Source organism: Paenibacillus sp. HGF5, from assembly GCF_000204455.1.
In the GTDB taxonomy this organism is placed as follows: Bacteria; Bacillota; Bacilli; order Paenibacillales; family Paenibacillaceae; genus Paenibacillus_AQ; species Paenibacillus_AQ lautus_A.
Genome location: NZ_AEXS01000025.1, coordinates 47,605 through 66,197, shown reverse-complemented (window position 1 = coordinate 66,197; position 18,593 = coordinate 47,605). Strand labels below are relative to the sequence as shown.

The window sequence follows — 18,593 nt, the reverse complement described above, 5'->3', positions numbered from 1 at the left end:
ACCTGCGCCGTCCTGGGCGAAGCGGCCGGCACCGCTGCGGCGCTGTGCGTTCAGCACGGCCTCTCCCCGCGCGAGCTGTCCAGCAGTCGGAGCGGAGAGCTTCAGCAGACGCTGCTGAAGCAGGATGCCTCCGTGCTCGGGGTTGCGAACCGCGATCCGCTGGATCTGGCCCGAAGCGCCAAGGTCAGCGCATCGTCCCATCTGTCCAGGATCGCGATCGAGGAGGCGGGGGCGCCTTACCCGTTGGAGCGGGACATTGCCGTGCTGATGCCGGCCGATCCGGGGCTGGCGGGCGAGGTGGCATGGCTGGTGGATGCGGAGCAGGAGACCGACATGACGGTGGAGGTTTGGAGCACGGGACGTCCGGAGAATTACGTGCCGGCAGCGTTAGAATTTCGCACCTCCGTCCGGATCATGCCGGGGCAGGGACAGTGGGCCCCCGTCCAGCTGGATTGGCAGCCGGCGGAGCCGCAAAACGCTTTTATCATCGTGCGCAAAAATCCGGATCTGACGCTGTATTTGTCGTCCAAGCCGATGAGCGGGCTGCTTGCCTTCGAACGGGGGACGCCAGCCCGCGTCTCCAAGGAGCTGGAAGATCATGATGACAGCCAGCCGGTGGTGGAGTGGAGCATGAAGGGGATGGTCCGCAAGCTGTTCTGCCTGCGGTCGACGATCGGTTCAAGGGCGTATCATCCCGAGCATGTCATTGATGGATACAAGCGCCCTTACGGCGGTCCGCATATGTGGGTATCGGAGCGAATCGCAGACGGGGAGAAGCCTTGGTTGAAGCTGGAGTGGGGGGAAGTGCAGACGGTCCGCGAGGTTCATCTTATCTTCAACGATGATGTCAACGAGGATCTGATCAATCTGCACCATCATCGTACGCCGTTCGAGATCATCCCTGAGCTGGTTCGTGCCTACAGATTAGAAGCCCTGGATTCGGAGGGGAAATGGATCACGCTTGCTTCGGAGGCGTCGAACCGCCGCCGGAGAACCGTGCACCGTTTGGAGGAGCCCGTTCCTTGCACGGCGCTTCGATTGGTGGTGGAGCGCACGAACGGCTCGGACTATGCCGAGGTTATTGAAGTGAGGGCTTACGGTTAGTTTTCAAAGCTAACAGCTGCCTGTGTATTCAACAGGTGCCAGCTTGGACAGGATTTGGTGAGCAGCAAGCTTATATCTGCTAAACCGTTAGTCAATACAAACGAAGCAAAGGCAGCCGTTCATCCGGCTGCCTTGTTCAGTTAGGAATGTCGCGGAAGATCGTCAATTCTGCTGCAGCATCTCCAAAAATGCCCCTGCCGCCAGCGATGGCGACTGGTGCTTTCGAACGGCGACGCCGATATATCGATCCGGTAACGGAGTGTCTGTTCGAAGCTCCAACAAGGAACCGTCCGAGATGCGGGGCGAGACAAAGGCCCGCGGCAAGAAGGCCGTTCCATAACCGCGCTCGGCAAATTCCGCTAACATGTCCAGGCTGTTCAACTCGAAGTCGGCTTCCACTTCCACCCCGTGCGATCGGAACCACCCTTCGATGAAGGATCGCGTCGAGCTGCCGGGGGATAGCATCAAGAGGGGGAGCTCCGTCAATTCTTCCGTCCGTAGAGGCCTGCGAGCCCAATCTGCGAAGGCCGTTCCGACCACGGCGCAATAAGGCGAGGTACGGGAGTCGATGATATGGATTTCCTCGTCCGATACGGGAAGGTGAACAAAGCCGAGATCCAACGAGCCTTTCTTTAAACGCTCCACGATGCTGCTGGTTCGCTCCTGTGACAGCTGAATGCGGATGTCGGGATAGCGGGCATGGAATCGGTCGAGCAAGGAGAGGAGAAAGTCCTTAACGATAGCCCCGTTCGCGCCGATCCTCAGCCTGCCTTCGCCGAACTGCTTCAGCTTCTTCAAGCTGCGCTCGGCTGAATCGAGTTCATCAAAGGCTTGCCGTACATGCTGATACAGGGCTTGGCCTTCTTGCGTCAGGCGGACGCCCTTGGATAACCGGTCGAACAGGCCCACGCCGAGCGCTTCTTCCAGCTGCTTGATGGCATAACTCACAGAAGGCTGTGTCATATGGAGGTTTTGTGCAGCTTTCGTCAAATTGGACGTCTCGGCGGCATGCAGAAACACTCGATACCATTCGGTGTTGGCGATCATTTGTCATCAATCCTCTCTATGGCATCTCTACGATATTACGATTTCATTTATCTCAACTATACCTTTAAACTAAATGAAAAGGAATCGAAAGTATTCGGGAGGTAGGGACATGGCAGGAAGCACGTTTGGAGAACGATTGAAAATGACTACGTTCGGGGAATCGCACGGAGAAGCAGTCGGCGTCATTTTGGAGGGCGTCACGCCTGGCGTCGAGCTGGATGAGGCCTACATCCAGATTCAGATGGATCGCAGAAGGCCGGGGCAATCCTCCGTTACGACTCCCCGCAAGGAATACGATAAGATCCGCATTGTATCCGGACTTTTCGAGGGGCGAACCACGGGCACGCCACTGTGCATCATGCTGAACAACACCGACATGCGCCCGTCGGCATACGACACCATCAAATCGGCCTACCGGCCCGGGCACGCGGATTTCACTTATGAGAAAAAATACGGGATACGCGACTATCGAGGAAGCGGAAGAGCTTCGGGAAGGGAGACGGCTGCGCGAGTGGCAGCCGGTGCCGTGGCGCGCAAGCTTCTGGAACGCCGGGGCGTCTCGATCCTGGCCTATACGACGGAGATCGGCGGCATTCGATGCGAGCAATTCGACGTCGATGCCATCGAACGCAATGCTGTTCGGGCTTGTGATCCTGAAGCGGCCGTTCGCATGATCGAAAGGATAGAACGATTGGCCGAAGAGGGCGACAGCTGCGGGGGAATCGTCGAATGCCGTATCAGCGGAATCGCTGCGGGATTAGGAGAACCCGTATTCGACAAGCTTGACGCTGAGCTGGCAAAGGCGATGTTGTCCGTTGGAGCGATTAAGGGCATTGAATTCGGGACGGGCTTCCAAGCCGCCTCCATGCGGGGAAGTGAACATAACGACCAGATGGACTCGGAGGGGTTTCGGACGAACCATGCCGGCGGGATCATCGGCGGTATCAGCACCGGGGCGGACATCGTGTTCCGAGTCGTCGTCAAGCCGACATCCTCCATATCGATTCCCCAACGGACAGTCGATGTGGAGGGGAACGAACGGGAGATAACGACGATCGGCAGGCACGATCCATGCATCTGCCCTCGTGTCGTACCCGTAATCGAAGCGATGGCTTGCATGGTCATCGAGGATCATTACAAGCGGCAAGCCGCTTTGCATGACGAATAGCAATGAACAGCATACGGCAAAAAACCGGAAGCAGTCTGCTTCCGGTTTTGTATTTGAAGATCTAATGCGGCTCTCAGGTCCCAAGGGGGCTAGGGAGTTGAAATCGCATTAAACCAGGGTTTGCAAGGATTCCGGCGTGAATGGGGCAAGCTCGTCGAAACGCCCGTCTCGAACCTTGGCCGCCCACTCTGGATCCGCCAGCAGAGCACGGCCGACGGCAACCAGGTCAAATTCATGTTCCTCAAGACGATTCAGCAGCTCTTCGAGGTCTCTTTGGCCGGCACCCTTACCTTGGGTGAAGAGGCTGGTAAATACTTCATCGAGGCCGACGGAACCGACGGTGATGACCGTTTTTCCAGTCAGCTTCTTGGCCCATCCGGCAAAGTTCAGGTCAGAGCCTTCAAATTCAGGCTCCCAGAAGCGGCGGGTCGAGCAGTGGAATATGTCGACGCCAGCGTCTGACAGCGCGGTTAACAGCTGCCCCAGCTTTTCAGGCGTATCCGCCAGCTTTGCTTCATATTGGGTCGTCTTCCATTGGGATAGACGGATGGCAACAGGGAAGTCAGGACCTACCGCTTGACGGACTGCCTTTACGACTTCGATCGCAAAGCGGGCACGCTTCAGCATGTCGCCTCCGTATTCATCGGTACGCCGGTTCGTTCTTTCCCAGAGGAATTGGTCGATCAGGTAACCGTGGGCACCATGGATTTCTACGCCGTCAAAGCCAAGGCGTTTGGCATTCGCGGCTGCATCGGCATAAGCTTGAATCACCTGCTCGATTTCATCCTTGGTCATGGGTTTCGTGACGACGTTGCCGTCCAGGTCAAGTCCGGATGGCCCGATCGGAAGTGCTTCCGGGTTAGGCTCGGCACCTAGCGGTCTTGTCATGCCGATGTGCCAAATTTGCGGCATGATCTTACCGCCGGCTTCATGGACCTGACGGACCACCTCGGCCCAGCCGTTCAATGCGGCCTCTCCATGGAAATTAGGTATATTAGGGTTATCGGTAGCCGCCGGGTGGTTAATCAGCGTTCCTTCGGTAATGATCAATCCGACGCCGTTCTCCGCACGCCGGCGGTAGTAAGCGGCAACATCCGGGCCCGGAATGCCATTCGGGGAGAAGCCTCGGGTCATGGGAGCCATCACCACGCGGGAAGGAAGGGTAAGGTTACCGATGGTATAGGGCTCGAATAGGGATGCGGTAGATTGGACGCTTTGATTTTGGTTGCTCATGTATGGAATCCTCCAATATGTTTAATATGCTTTTCTGTATTTTCATAAAAATAGATATATATGATAAAAAGAAAGAGCTTTTAAGCTTAATCTTCAGGTTGATTTGCTTTTTAAGCTTAAAGCTCTTCCTTGAGTTGTTCGATAAAACGCTTAATGCCCTCCTCATTACGTCTGTAATACGTCCACTGGCCCGCTCGATGGGATTCCAGTAGACCAGCCTTTTGCAATTTGACGAGGTAGCCAGAAACGACCGACTGAGCGAGTCCTGTTTTTTCTGAAATGGAGCCCACGCAGATACCGCCATGAAAATCACATTTGGAAGGCATGTGATCCTGCGGATCAAAATGTTCTTCCGGGTGCTTCAGCCACTCCAGAATTTTGAACCGGGACTCGTTTGATAGTGCTTTGATGGTTTGTAAGGTATCCATAAGCTTATTATATCTATTTTTATAGAAATGTAAATATGTTTTTTGTGAATGTTCTGCCTTCGGTAAGGTTTGACATATAGGAGCAAACATAAACATGATGGACCCGGAACCTTTTTACGGCTTGGGGATCCATCCTATGTAGGTACCTTATGTATTCACTCTTTTTTTTATTCTTTGAAGGCCAGACCCTTCTCGGCCAAAGCGGCGCGCAATACTCCGATCGCCTTTGGACCAACTCCGTGAAGCGCAAGCAGTTCTTTCTCCGTCGCCCGGGTAAGATCGGCAAGCTGATGATAGCCGGCAACGATCAGGGCTCGCCGTGCCGGATTACCGGCCTTAACGGGAAAGTCGCTCTCGGCCGCAGCTGCAGGGGGGTTGTCACGCATGGAAATCCCTCACTTTTTCGGTTATTTGTCAAAAGAGCCATGGACTTTCGTGAATGAGTCGATGGCTGAGATTAAGCGTGCATAAAACAATCAGTAAGATTATGTTACAGAACGACTTGGCTGTAAAGAGTTAATCCGATCTTCATGGCAAAAAGCACACGATTCATGAAGGGTTCAGATAATCTTCATAAATCTATTGACATTATCAATGAGAATGATTATCATTGTGCTGAGTATTGATAATGATAATTGTTCTCAATAATTATTATTAATAAACAATATCTACAATACATAGAGGGTATAGGGGGAGAAATTCAATGCGGAGTATGAAGGGTCTTGTATTTATTGTATTGATATTTGCTGTGGTTTTAGCCGGCTGCGGCGGGGGTGCGGCATCCAATGGAGGAAGCGGTTCTACGACAGCGCAGAATTCGGATCAAGGGGCCGCACAGGGCGGGGATAACACCGAGGCCACGCCGGAGACCCGAACCATCAAGCACGCATTGGGCGAAACGAAAATTACGGGCGTTCCGAAGCGCGTGGTGGCGCTGGAGTGGCTTTACGCAGAAGATGTTCTTGCGCTGGGTGTTCAGCCTGTCGGCATTGCGGACATTGAAGGGATGAAACAGTGGGTGAACATTCCGGTAGAGATCGGTTCCGACGTAACCGATGTCGGCACTCGCCAAGAGCCGAATCTGGAGCTTATCGCTTCCTTGAAGCCGGACCTGATCATCGGTTTGAAATCCAATCTTGAAGCCGGTTTTGAAACTTACAACAACATCGCGCCAACATTGGTGTTTGATCCTTATCCGGCTGAGGGACAAGGGGATCAGTATGAAGAGATGATCAATACCTTTAATACGATTGCTGACGTGCTTGATAAAAAAGACGAAGCCGCAAACGTGCTTAGCGATTTGGATCAAACCTATGCCGATGCCAAAGCCAAGCTTGAAGCTGCGGGCATGACGGAAAAACCGTTTGCGCTGGCGATGGGGTACAGCAACCAGAATGCGGCGGTATTCCGAATATCGACGGATAATTCCCTGGCCGTAAAAATTCTTGAACACATCGGGCTGACCAACGCTCATAAGCCAGGTCAATTTGAAGTCTACGGATTCACCACTGCGGACGTCGAGGCGCTGCCGGCTCTTCAGGACGCGAATTTCCTGCACATTATCCAGGACAGTGATAACATCATCGAGAATCAATTGAAGGACAATCCGGTTTGGAAAGGCCTGAACTTTGTTAAAGAAGACCGCGTGTATGCACTTGGCGGTGACATGTGGCCTTACGGCGGCCCGTTGTCTGCCCAGACCATGGCTCAAAAGACAGCTGACCTGCTCACGCAATGAGTTTCGGCGAGAAACCAGCTCAAGGCTCCACGCCGGTGAGCATCCATCCGGCCCCGCCTGTTGCCTCAGGTAGGGGCTGGAAGCCGTTATGGATGCTGGCTGGAGGCCTTGCGGCACTGCTATTTCTTACGTTTATCAGCTTAACGCAAGGGCTTGCGGATATATCGGTCAAAACGGTTGTGCAGGCGCTGGTGTCTCCGCAGGATATTGCAGATCACCATCTCATCCGCAGCGTGCGCCTTCCGCGAACGGTCATGGGCCTGCTGGCGGGCGCGGCCTTGGCGGTGTCCGGCGTGCTTATGCAGACCGTAACGCGCAATCCGCTTGCTTCGGAGACGACGCTTGGCGTGAATGCGGGCGCTTATTTGGCTGTCGTGGCCGGGATGATCTTCTGGCCGGGATTGCTGCACCAATATGCCCTTCCACTGGCAGTGGCAGGCGGAACGCTGGCGGCTGTAGCCGTCTATGCGCTGGCTGGCAGGACGCACGGCTCTCCCTTGCGGATTGCATTGTCCGGCATGATCGTAACCCTGGTTCTTTCGTCCGTCACGAGCGCGCTGCTGCTGTTGAATCAGCAGACAACACAGGGGATTTTACTGTGGGGTTCGGGCTCGCTGATCCAGAACGACTGGGATGGCGTAGCTTTTTCATGGCCGTGGATCATCGGCGGGTTAGTCGTGTTATGCATGGCGGTACGCCAATGGGACATTCTCACGCTCAATGAGGAATCGGCGCGCTCCCTCGGCCAAAAAGTCGGCACCACCCGCTTGCTTGCCATGGGGGCAGCTATCGTGCTGGCCTGCGTGACCGTGAGCGTTGTCGGTCCGATCGGCTTTATCGGGTTGATTGCTCCCCATTTGGTCCGCTTGTCCGGCGTAGTCCGGCATGCAGGATTAATTCCGCTGGCCGCGTTATGGGGCTCTGCTCTGCTTGTCGGGGCCGACACGGTGGCCAGGATGTTCGTGAATGCCTACGGGGAGCTTCCGGTCGGAGCCATTACGGCCATGCTCGGTGCCCCTTGCCTGATCTGGCTTGCGCTTCGGGTATCCCGCTCGTTGATCGGGGGACGCGGAGCCTCGGGAGGATCGATGATGGCGGGCACAAGCCTGCGCCGGATTCCATATCCGGTCCTGGTTGCACTGTTCAGCGTGCTGCTGGTGCTCGTCTGGGTGTTCAGTCTGGTGAGCGGCAGCTTGCGCATCCCCTTTACGGAAGTGGTGGCCGTGCTTACCGGAGGCGGCGAGGAGATGTATCGCCAGATTCTGCTGGACTTCCGCCTGCCAAGGCTGCTCACGGCCGGCTTGTCCGGCATAGCGCTGGCTGTCAGCGGCAGCCTGCTGCAGAATGCGGTCCGCAACCCGCTGGGAGATCCCCAGGTGATCGGGGTAACCAGCGGGGCTGGAGCCGGGGCGCTGCTCCTGATGGTAGGCTTCCCGCAATTGTCGGCCGGCTGGGTACCGGTCGGCGCGGTGATCGGGGGAATGGCTGCCGCTGCTTTGGTATACGCGGTGTCCTGGAAGAGAGGGCTTCACCCGACAATTCTTACGCTGGTCGGCATTGCCGTCGCCGCGCTGGGTTCGGCCATCATCAATTTGATGATTGTCCATGCAAAGGTCGACGTTGCGCCCGCTTTATCCTGGATGGCGGGGAGTACCTATAACCGGGGCTGGACGGAGGTGCAGCGGATTGTTCCGGCGATCCTCATCCTGCTGCCTTTGGCGGCATGGCTCGGACGGAAGGTGGATCTGCTGACGTTTAACGAAGAAAGCTCCACCGGACTTGGACTGAATGTGCGGAATACCCGGATGTATGTCGCCATCATTGCGGTGCTGCTGGCTTCCATAGCTGCCGCGAACGTCGGCTCGGTCGGCTTTATCGGGCTGCTTGCGCCGCATGCCGCCCGAATGCTGGTCGGTGCCCGTCATCGGCAATCGATGGTGATTGCGGCGCTGCTCGGCGGAATTCTGCTGGCCGGGGCAGACTGGATCGGCAGGGTGGTCATCATTCCGAAGGAGCTGCCTTCGGGTATCGTTACCGCGCTCCTGGGAGCACCGTATCTGTTATATTTAATGGGGAAATCCAATAAACTGAAGAAGAAATAAACCGTTAGGATTGTAATAGTGAAAGAGGCTATTCCATCGTCGCCAAGGGGTGACATGGAATAGCCTTTTTGCGTGCCATCGCCCCTGGACTGCTGGGGACGGCCAAGCTGATGATCGTTTCGTTCGACGTGGCGTATGAGGATCAGGCTTCCGTGTAGCGCACAAACGACAGGATGATATCCTGCGGATGATCACCGAAGCCCGAACCGTATAGATTCAGTCCGTTTGGATATTCCGCGTCTTTTTTCACCTCAAAGCGGACGCGGATCGGCCGGTTAAAAGCAAGGTCCAGCGAATCAATGGTCGTGGCACTAGATGCATGGCCGTCGACCTGGCTGCCTTGTTTCGTCACGCGCCATTCCGTCAGCATGCCGTACTCGCTGCCGCTCCTCCATTTATCCGGGGTAAGCTTCCCTTTGCGGTCGCCAAAATCACCGGGGCTTCTCCAAGTGCCTACAGGTAGGTCGTTGATGCTGACGGTGATGTCGGATGGCCATTCCTGCTGGAAGGAAGGCGCTTCCGAGCTTAGCTCCGCGCGGATGCGGAGCTCATCGAGGGCCGCACCGGGCGGCATGGGGTTCGCAAAATAATATTCGATGTATCCCGCCCCCGAGAACCAGAGGAGCGCAGCCTCCGTTCGTTCCGGCATGTAAAAGGCGCGCGGATCGTCAGGCGATCCGATCAGCGAGCCGTCCCGGGCCGCCATGCCGCACGTAGGCTCGATGCAGCAGTGGGAAAACATGCCGATCGGCATGTGGATTTCTTCCGTGCGCTGCAGCCCTTCTCCCGGCTTCGAGGGCAGCTCGAGAAGAATGGAGCGGCAGGTGACGGCGCAGATTTTTTCCCGATTCGCACCTTGCGAAGAGACGATCAGTTCCGCTTGCTCCAGCATTTGGACATTAATGGACACTGTAGGCTGGGCAATCCCCAGCGCCTCCGCCAACTGACCGACGCTCATCGGTTTATCGCCGAGCGCTTCAAGGATGCGGACCCGGACGTCGCTGGATAAGGCCTTGGCGACTTCCACGATCCGGGATGCCGGATAACGGTTGGTTTCCAGCTTCGATTCGTTCATAATTCCCTTCCTTTTCTGAAGCGTTATAGTGACTCCAAGTGTACAATAAATTTGTTATATTGTAAAAGTATAATGTACATTGCAATAATTATATATAGGTGCTAGAATAGGGGCAAATTCAGAACAAGGAAAGGTTGTGTTCGCTTCATGAAGATTCCTGTGGCAGCGCCCATCCGTACGGACATTCCACGTCCCGAGTATCCGAGACCGGATTTTGAACGAAAAGACTGGCTGAATTTGAACGGGCCGTGGTCGTTCACGCTCGAGACCGGCGGCGCTTTGGAGCAAGGCGGCGTGGGCTCGGAACAGTTGCAAGGGGGAGACGCCGGTCTTTTTGATTCGGAGATCACGGTGCCGTTCTCGTGGGTCAGTCCCTTATCCGGGATTGCACGAGACGAGAAGGGGGTTGGCTGGTATCGCCGGTCCGTGAAATGGGAGCCGGCCGAGAAGCAATCGCGGATCTTCCTGCGATTCGGTGCCGTGGATTATTTGTGCGACGTATGGGTCAACGGCAAGCATGTCGGCTCGCATCAAGGCGGATACGGAACCTTCGAGTTTGAGGTGACAACCGTTTGGAATACGGAACAAGACAATGTTCTCGTGGTTCGTGCAGAGGATTACGACCATAACTACCAAGCCCGCGGGAAACAGGGGTACGGCGAGATCAGAGGGATTTGGCAGCCGGTTTGGCTGGAGGCCCGGCCGAAAACCTACTTGGAGCAAGCAACCTTTACGACTTCCATGGACGGCCGCGTCGAATTGAAGTCCAAAATCCAGGCGCTGGAAGCAGGCGCCGTGACACTCGGGCTCTCGTTCGCTGGGGGCTCGATCACCCATCAGGCGGAGTGGGAGCTGCAAGAAGGCCCGAATGAAATGACAACGGTGTTCCAGGTTGACGATCCGCAGCTGTGGAGTCCCGAAACCCCGCATTTATACGAAGGGGAGCTACGCCTGGCGGGTTCCGCCGGCGAGGATGTCGTTCATACTTATTTTGGGATACGCGAGATCGGGACGGCGAAGTTCGATGGCCGGGATTACCGCTGGATTACGTTGAACGGGAAGCCGGTTTATTTAAACGGAACGCTGGACCAGTCTTACCATCAGACGGGATTCTTCACTTACCCGACGGATACGGAGATGCGGGACGAGATTTACCTGATGAAACGGCTCGGGCTGAACTTCGTGCGGATTCATATTAAGCCGGAGGAGCCCCGCAAGCTGTATTGGGCGGATAAACTCGGGATTCTGGTGATGGAGGATATGCCGTGCTTCTGGGGCAATCCGGACGAGGCGGCGCGTTCCGCCTATGAGCGCGAGGCGCTGGAAGTGATTGAACGGGACCGGAATCATCCGTCGATTTTTTCCTGGGTTATGTTCAACGAAACTTGGGGGCTTCGCACGGATAGCGAGGCTGCCGGCCTGACAGGCGGAGAAGGACAGCAACATTATTATCTCCAGGAGACGCAGGAGTGGGTGCGGGAGAAGTACCGCTGGGCCAAGAGTGTTGACCCTACCCGAATCGTGGAGGACAATTCGCCATGCAATTATGATCATGTGGAGACAGATATCAACACTTGGCATTTTTATATCAACGGTTATGAACCGCTGCGGAATCATATCGAGGAAATTGTACAGAAGACGTATCCGGGATCGGAGCATAACTACATCGGTGGCAACCAGCAAGGCGATGCTCCGCTCATGAACAGCGAATGCGGAAATGTGTGGGGAATCGAAGGAGGAGCCGGGGACAGCGATCTCGCGTGGCACTATCGTTATATGCTGAACGAATTCCGCCGCCATGATAAGCTATGCGGCTTCGTATTCACGGAATTCCGCGACGTCACGAACGAGTTCAACGGCTATTATCGGCTGGATGGGACGGATAAAAAATTCGGGTACGAGGATTTTGTGCCGGGCATGACGATCGCCGATCTGCATACGCCGGACTTTATCGTGATCGACGCGCCGCCGTGCCAGACGCTGGACCAAGGGGCTGAGAAGACCATACCGCTGCTGCGTTCCAGTTATTCAGATCGATATCACGGGCAGAAGCTGACCGTAGCCTGGGAGTTATCCTATGACCGGCTAGGCACGAAGGTCGTGGCGGATCAAGGAAGTCTGGAAGTAGCATGGAACGGCTACGGCGTGGCGCCGCTGACCGAATTGCAGCTTCGCATGCCGGAGACCGATGCGGTCGCGATCCTCGGTGTTCGTCTCCTGAATGCTGTGGGCGGCGTAGTAACGCGTAACTTTACAACGTTTGATGTGCGTGGTGCGGAGGAACAAGGGAACGATGGAGCGGATGTCACTACCTTAAGCATTCCCGTTAACTCGTTCCGTGAGCAAAGCTTTGCCTACATGTGGGAGGCGCTTCTAGGCTCCAAAGTAAACGGCGGCGGTGAAGGGCGGTTCGTCTATGACGTGCAGCTGCCGGACCAAGAGGAACAGCCGCTGATCCGCGATATCGACATTGTTTTCGAGGCAGGCGCGAAGCGCTTATTGGCAAGAAATATCGAGGGCGCGCGGCAACGTGCTCACGGAATCGACTTTATGCACGGGGCTTCGGCGGACGTGGAATATAATCCAAGCACCTATTATATGACGGATGAAGAGCTGCATGAATCCCGTGTATCGGTGTGGGTGGACGATGTCAAAATCGGCGAGGCCGTGCTCGCGGATGACCCTGCCGACAGCCGGGGCGTGCTGTCGTGGCACTATCAGCCGGTTCATAACCTTCTGGAAGAGGCCGGTTCGTACGGCTATCTGTGCCAGGCGCAGGTGCCGGGCAGACTCGCGGCAGAGCTGGACCGCAAGCGGAGCTTCCGTCTGGAGCTGCGCACCGAGGAGGGCGGCATCAGTTTGTATGGTCGGAATGCGGGCCGCTATCCGATCGATTTGCTGGTGCGGTGCCGGTGATATAAGAAAGGTTGATGCATGGCAGCCTTGAATTTCGTGGTGAGGAATATGGGAGGCGATCAATTGCGACCGGCCCCATGGACCGACCCAGAGAACAGCAAAGGAGCATCGTTGTAGCGTACGCTACAACGATGCTCCTCTTTTAGTTAACTCCTACTTACGGAGTCGGCTGCCAGGTTTCAGACGGCGTAAAACCGTCAGCAACATGGTCCTGGTCAAACTGCAGGATGGTGACGTATTGACCGATGATGTTGTGATTTTCATCGTATAGACTTAGGTATACGACTTTATCGTTGACTATTTTTTCATTTTCATAGTCGGATTGGTGGTAATATCCCCCGGTGAGCTGTACCTCTCCCGAACCGGATGGAATCGGGCGCAAGCTGCTCATTTGGTAAGCTTGGTAACCGTACGGCTGCAAATTGCCCTTCAATTCGTCTACGCTCAATCCCGAAGGGAGCGAGGATGTCGGCATGTACATCTCATACGACCCTTCCACGAAGAATTTGGCTGTCGGAAACTCGGCGCGAAGCTTGGACATGTCCGCGTAGACGAGATAACCGTACTTAAACGGCGTGGTGAAGTTTCCTCCGCTCAAGAAGAAATCGATCAATTCCTGCTTGGTAACGGCAGAAGCCCGCAATCCGATGTCGTTGCTCAGCACCGGCGCCGTCATGAAATCGTATTGATAATCGCCGGAGTCTACAACCGCACCGTCGCGAAGAATCTCTACCCTCCAGGTACCTGCGGTATCCTTAGCAAATTTGCCGTCCGGCAGGTTACAGCTGGTATATTGGCAGGTCAGGAACGGCGTGGAAGCGTTCGGCTCATATAAGAGAACCGTGTACAGTTCCCCCAGCTTGATTCCGCCTACATTGCCTTTAATGAGGTTGTAGTACATCTTTTCCCCTACCAGCACTCCGTTGTTGCTGTGCGTCCCCTTGTGGGAACCAATCTTTAGACCCTCTTGGATCGTTCTTGGGTATTGAATGAAAATTTCGTAGACCTTCTTGCCGATTCCGTCTCCGCTCGTGACGGTCAAGCGAACCCGTACATCCTTCATGCCTTTGATCTCCAGGTTGAATGCAGGATTCTCGTCGGTGATCGTCCCGGAAGCCAAGGTATTCGCTCCATCCTCCCAGACGATATAGTCTACCTTGTTGTAAGTCGCTTTCGTGACAGATACCGTAGCCGATACGGGTTGCGTCATACTGCGGTCCGTCACGATGCTGTATTCGAACGTGTCCGGACTAAAGCCGGTGACTCCCGTAGTGTACTCGTTCGCATCCAACTGGTTCATGGTGAAGCCGGATACGGTGAGATCCACCAGACGGGCGTCTCTGCACTGGTCTGCCGTTCCTGTGCAAGGAACGGGTTCTCCGCCGTTTCCGCCACCGTTGCCTGGTCCCGGGTCGCTCCCATTATTGCCGCCGCCGTTTCCGCCGGAGCCGCCATCCACCACACCGCCGCCATTGTTGCTGCTGTTATTGCCGCTGCCCGTCGTGCTGCCGCTTGCGGGCGGTGCCGTTATCGTGTTTGCCGCATCGCCGGCAACCGCGCCAGGGCGCTTCTGGAATGTAGAGCCGGCGGCATCCGCGTTAACCGTTGCATTGGCGATGGTGCCTTGACCAAGCAGTTTGGCAACGGCGTTCAGAACGAGATCCATGACCGAAGCATTGGCATTGACGTTGATCTCCGTATTTTTTGCTCCTTCTTCCACGTTCAACTGCTTAACGGACCCGCTAGGGATGCTGACTTTGATGTCCGATGAAAGCACGCGAACATCCTCGAATTGGCCGACAAGCTGAACCTCGGAGCCTTGAGGCATGTTCTTCGCGATTTCCACATTGGCGAATCCGCTGTCGGTCACGCTGGATTCCTCAAGCTTGACCGGAGAATGGACAACCACATGCTGAATCGCGGATTCTCCGACGACAACGACACGCACGGTGCCGGTTTGCTTGTCAACGGATACGCGTACCAATACTGAGTCCTCGAAGTGGACCGAGTTGGCTCCGCCGCCTTGAATGGTCGTGGTGCCTTTGACGTTTACTTTTTTGAAGAAGGCATCACCCTCTCCGACGGCCTCGGTCAGCGTAAGATTCCCTTCGATCACCACATTTTGAAGGGTAACGCCCGGCGCGGCTACGATGACATTCCCTTTGATCGTTTCGATGCCGGCAGCCGGTCCGTAAGTCCCAGCCTTATCGTATGTAATTTCCGTCGGAACCTTGTACTCCAGTGATTTATCGAGCAGGGTAACGGCCTCCGCGCGAGTAAGTTTGCCCTGCGGATTAAAGTTCCCTTTGGCGCTGCCGGTGATAACGGCTTTCTCAGCCAAAGCGGAAACCGCCGGTTTACTCCACTTGGAAATGGAGGAGTCGTCCTTAAAATCGGTTGCAGGCACGGTTTCGGCGGAGACAAGCTCCGTCAATTTGGCCACCATGACGGCGGCTTCTTCGCGAGTAACCGTATGGTCCGGGCGTACCGTATTGTCGTTATATCCATCGATGTAGCCTGCTTTCACGGCTCTGGCGATTTGGTCATAAGCCCAATGAGAAGCTTCCAAGTCCTTAAACGAGATGCTGCTTGGTTCGGTTATTTCAAAAGAACGGTTGATCAGCGTTACCAATTCGGCCCGCGTTACTGGACGATCGGGGTTGAATTTCCCGTTATAGCCCTGAAGCAGGCCCTGATCGGACCAGCTGCGCAGCCGGGTCTCCGCCCAATGTCCTTGAAGATCGTCCGCATCCGGTTGTGCGGCCCATGCCGTCGTCATGATGGACAGCGAGAAGATGAGCATGATCATGACAAAGACAGGTTTCTTTAGCGCTTTCGTGATGTGCATTCTAGTAGCCTCCTGGTAAGATTTTATATGAACATAGTTCTTAAAACCCTCTTCAATCATTTCTAAATACCTAATATGGGATTAAAATACTAGGACTATGTTATTATATTTTGGAATATTGATAGAGTCAAAGAAAATATTGGAACAAAAAAGACCATTTCCATCATGGAATGGTCTTTTATATTAAATATAAAGCAATCACGATGCGTTACCGCTTCTTCCAGAACAGCTGGAGCGCCACCTTCGCGCACCATAGGGAGAACAGCAGGAACAGCAGCGCCCAGGCGAACGCCGGGAGCACGGTCATGTTGGCCAGGTTGGACGCGTCGCCCGCTTGCTTGGGCTGGGTCAGCGCCATGGTCAAGAGGGTCAGCGGACCGACCACGGATTCTTCCAGCACGAGAAAGGCGAGCAGCAGATAATAGAAATTGCGGACCTTATCGCCGAGGAAATAGAAGATCAGATTCACGATCATAAATATGATAAGCCACCATAATCCGTAACCGGCGCGAACGAAGAAGATGATCATGATGAGGGCAAGCACGGTAATGGTGATCAGGCCGGTAGCCTGTTTTTTCTTGGCATAGCCGTAGAACATCAGAATGGCGAACAGGGATGCCGACGTATAGCCTGCAAGCGAGACCACGATCGGACTCCAGCCGCCGGAAGCCAGCATGGAATAGGTGACGCCGCTGTGATCGGGATTCAGCTCGATGCTGAGCACCCGGCCCGACATGAGAAGGGTCATGGCGGCATGCCCCAGCTCATGGATCATCGTATCCAGGATACGGAACCAGGAAGAGAAGGGGATCAGCCTCGTCAGAAAAGCCGCGCCCGCCAGAAATAACAATGCTTTCAGCCATTTATTCATTCGAAGGTCCTTTCAGCATAAAGTCATTCGCTAGACTATCATTCCGTCCATTATAATACAGATGAGAAACATGTGAAAACTCAGGTGGCTCCTATAGGTTAAATGGTATAATTGAAGTTGTGACGGAGGTTCATGTTCGATGAAAAACGATAAGCCTAACAACGACAATCACATAGATTCGATAAGACATACTACGCACGTGACCGACCAAGGGATTCGCTTTGCCGAATTCGAGCTGGCCGGTGATGAGCAGGATATTCCACTGCCGGACAAGCGGCCGAATCATCAGGAACAGGAGATCGTTAATCCTAACGCGCAAGCGAAGAATCCCCTGATTGTGAAGCCGCAGCAGCCGCTGGACATGAATTGGGGCGAGGACTTCCGCTATGTGACCAAGGAACAGCAATTCGTGCAGAAGGCGAGGGAACTCGCATGGCATGTGGAGGATGAGGCCCCTTTCGTAGCCTTCAAAAGCTATTGGCCGACCTACGACCAGATGGCCAGCGACCAGTTCAAATGGTATTTTTACTGGCGGGAGGAAGTAAGGTCCGGGCGATATCCGGATACGGACCTTTCCTATCTTTTTGTCTATTTTTACGAGCTGATCCATGGCGTTGGCTGGAGCGATCCCCTGCAGGGCTATGCATTGATGGAGCAAGCGTGGACGGCCTACCGCAAGCGTTATGCCAAGCTGGATACGTATCTGCGGGAGTGGTTATATGATTTTATGATCGTGCATGCCCTGGATATGCCGATCCGGGAGACGTACCAGCGTTTTCCGCGCGTCCTATCCGCTGAGCTGAAGGAGAAGGAATGGAAGCGCCGGTTCTCCCTCCAGCCGGTGGAGCTGACGTGGGAGCTGCTGCTCGATTTGCTGGATTATGACGTGGAAAAGAGCCGTTTTTACCAGGAGAAGGGCCGCAAGGACCTGGAACGGTACGCTCCGAAGGTGATTGCGCTCGTGGACAGCTACTTAGCCAAAATGAAGGGGCAGCGTCTTATTGACCGCTTTCAGCCGCGGCCCCGGCAGGTGAAACGGCATTTATTCCGCAGCGCGGTGTACGATCACGGGTTATACGGCCGAACCGTCGTGCTGACGGTGGTGTCCTTAAGCGAGCACGCTCCTTTGCGCTCCTATATAACCGGGCTGGTCCGCTTGACCGAGAATAAGCTGCGGGAATTGAGGGGCTTCAAGGGACGGCTGCGCGGAGCGGATGCGGTAGAACCCGAAGTGGAAGAGATCATCACCCGTTATCTGAAAAAAGAGATTCAGGAGCAGATGGAGGCCGAGCGCAAGCAGAGCCTGCCTGAGGTTCAGATCGATACGGGGAAGCTGCGCCGCTTGCAGCGGGAATCGGACCAGGTCCGCGACATGCTGCTTACGGAGGAAGCCGGGCAGCAGGAGGTTGAAGCGGAGAACAGCCGATCTGCAGCGGAAATTGTAACGGATGCGGGAGCCTCTTCGGACTATGGGGGACATGCAGCAACTAACAGGAGAACGGGTGCGTCTTCAAAGGGGCATTCCTCTCCAAAATCCGCGGCGAAGAACCCGGAAGTGTTCCAGGCCGTGATGGATTTTGATGCGGTTATTTATGAAGAGACGCCAGTTCCAGAGGAAGCCCGGAATGAAGCTAAGGAGCAAGAAGCGCTCGTTGTGACCGAGAAGGAAGAAAAGGCAATCGCTGCTTCGGAGGATGAAGGAACAGCGCTCGCTGCACCCGAGAGTAAGGAACCATCCGTCCCGGCGGCTGGTAAATCATCTGAGGGTGCGGTGGTTTGGAATACGGACGGACTGGATGAGGAATGGCAGGAGCTAGGTGAGCGTCTTAACCTTATACACTTGGAGGTTCTGCACGCCCTCAAGTCCGGACCGAACCGAACGCAGCTGCAGCGGATTGCGGAGCAGGCCGGCTCCATGCCGGCGCTGCTGCTTGATGAGATCAACGAGGCCGCGATGGATACCGTCGGCGATCTGTTGATCGATGGGGAGTCCATTGCGGATGATTATATAGATATGCTGGAAACATTGAAGTCCGAGTAACCGGACGGATTGACATCGATTG

At 55.1% G+C, this 18,593-nt stretch carries 12 protein-coding genes and 1 pseudogene; 6 read left to right on the top strand and 7 right to left on the bottom strand.

What is annotated here, in order from left to right; all coding sequences use genetic code 11:
- A pseudogene (locus tag HMPREF9412_RS04765) lies at positions 1-1,104 on the top strand (FAD-dependent oxidoreductase); the annotation flags it as partial.
- Between the two features lie 162 nt (positions 1,105-1,266).
- On the opposite strand, the gene HMPREF9412_RS04760 reads toward HMPREF9412_RS04765, so the two are convergent.
- Positions 1,267-2,151, bottom strand: a complete 885-nt coding sequence (locus HMPREF9412_RS04760) for a LysR family transcriptional regulator (RefSeq protein WP_009590187.1) — start codon at positions 2,149-2,151, stop codon at positions 1,267-1,269.
- 109 nt (positions 2,152-2,260) lie between these two features.
- Between HMPREF9412_RS04760 and aroC the strand changes: the two genes are divergently transcribed.
- Entirely contained in the window at positions 2,261-3,319 is a 1,059-nt protein-coding gene (gene aroC, locus HMPREF9412_RS04755; protein WP_009590146.1) for a chorismate synthase, read from the top strand.
- 108 nt (positions 3,320-3,427) lie between these two features.
- Here aroC and HMPREF9412_RS04750 read toward each other — a convergent pair whose 3' ends face one another.
- The 3 genes from HMPREF9412_RS04750 to HMPREF9412_RS04740 form a co-directional block, all read right to left on the bottom strand.
- The gene (locus HMPREF9412_RS04750) at positions 3,428-4,552 is read right to left on the bottom strand and encodes an NADH:flavin oxidoreductase (RefSeq protein ID WP_009590167.1); all 1,125 of its coding nucleotides are present in this window, start codon (positions 4,550-4,552) and stop codon (positions 3,428-3,430) included.
- Positions 4,553-4,668: 116 nt separating this feature from the next.
- On the bottom strand, positions 4,669-4,980 hold the full coding sequence (locus tag HMPREF9412_RS04745) for an ArsR/SmtB family transcription factor (RefSeq protein WP_009590170.1): 312 nt from the start codon (positions 4,978-4,980) through the stop codon (positions 4,669-4,671).
- A gap of 167 nt (positions 4,981-5,147) precedes the next feature.
- A complete protein-coding gene (locus tag HMPREF9412_RS04740) occupies positions 5,148-5,366 on the bottom strand; it encodes a DNA-binding protein (protein WP_009590178.1) in 219 nt (72 codons plus the stop codon).
- A 317-nt stretch (positions 5,367-5,683) separates the two neighbouring features.
- On the opposite strand from HMPREF9412_RS04740, the gene HMPREF9412_RS04735 reads away from it, so the two are divergent.
- Both HMPREF9412_RS04735 and fhuB read left to right on the top strand, forming a co-directional pair.
- The gene (locus HMPREF9412_RS04735) at positions 5,684-6,718 is read left to right on the top strand and encodes an ABC transporter substrate-binding protein (protein ID WP_009590159.1); all 1,035 of its coding nucleotides are present in this window, start codon (positions 5,684-5,686) and stop codon (positions 6,716-6,718) included.
- Positions 6,715-8,820, top strand: coding sequence for a Fe(3+)-hydroxamate ABC transporter permease FhuB (gene fhuB, locus HMPREF9412_RS04730; protein ID WP_036671295.1), 2,106 nt, complete (start codon positions 6,715-6,717; stop codon positions 8,818-8,820). The genes HMPREF9412_RS04735 and fhuB overlap by 4 nt, the downstream gene beginning before the upstream one ends.
- A gap of 142 nt (positions 8,821-8,962) precedes the next feature.
- Here the strand turns inward: fhuB and HMPREF9412_RS04725 are convergent, their stop codons facing one another.
- The gene (locus HMPREF9412_RS04725; protein ID WP_009590169.1) at positions 8,963-9,895 is read right to left on the bottom strand and encodes an ArsR/SmtB family transcription factor; all 933 of its coding nucleotides are present in this window, start codon (positions 9,893-9,895) and stop codon (positions 8,963-8,965) included.
- Positions 9,896-10,042: 147 nt separating this feature from the next.
- Between HMPREF9412_RS04725 and HMPREF9412_RS04720 the strand changes: the two genes are divergently transcribed.
- The gene (locus HMPREF9412_RS04720) at positions 10,043-12,811 is read left to right on the top strand and encodes a glycoside hydrolase family 2 protein (RefSeq protein ID WP_009590176.1); all 2,769 of its coding nucleotides are present in this window, start codon (positions 10,043-10,045) and stop codon (positions 12,809-12,811) included.
- 157 nt (positions 12,812-12,968) lie between these two features.
- On the opposite strand, the gene HMPREF9412_RS04715 is transcribed toward HMPREF9412_RS04720, so the two are convergent.
- Together HMPREF9412_RS04715 and HMPREF9412_RS04710 are read right to left on the bottom strand one after the other, a co-directional pair.
- Positions 12,969-15,659 carry an S-layer homology domain-containing protein gene (locus HMPREF9412_RS04715; RefSeq protein ID WP_009590189.1) on the bottom strand — a complete coding sequence of 897 codons (2,691 nt, stop codon included), beginning with the start codon at positions 15,657-15,659 and terminating at the stop codon, positions 12,969-12,971.
- Between the two features lie 208 nt (positions 15,660-15,867).
- Positions 15,868-16,530: a M50 family metallopeptidase gene (locus HMPREF9412_RS04710; RefSeq protein ID WP_009590185.1), complete on the bottom strand. Its 663-nt coding sequence runs from the start codon at positions 16,528-16,530 to the stop codon at positions 15,868-15,870.
- Between the two features lie 139 nt (positions 16,531-16,669).
- Here HMPREF9412_RS04710 and HMPREF9412_RS04705 point away from each other — a divergent pair, with 139 nt between their 5' ends.
- Complete coding sequence (locus HMPREF9412_RS04705; RefSeq protein ID WP_009590151.1) at positions 16,670-18,571, top strand: TerB N-terminal domain-containing protein; 1,902 nt, start codon at positions 16,670-16,672, stop codon at positions 18,569-18,571.
- Positions 18,572-18,593 lie beyond the last annotated feature (22 nt).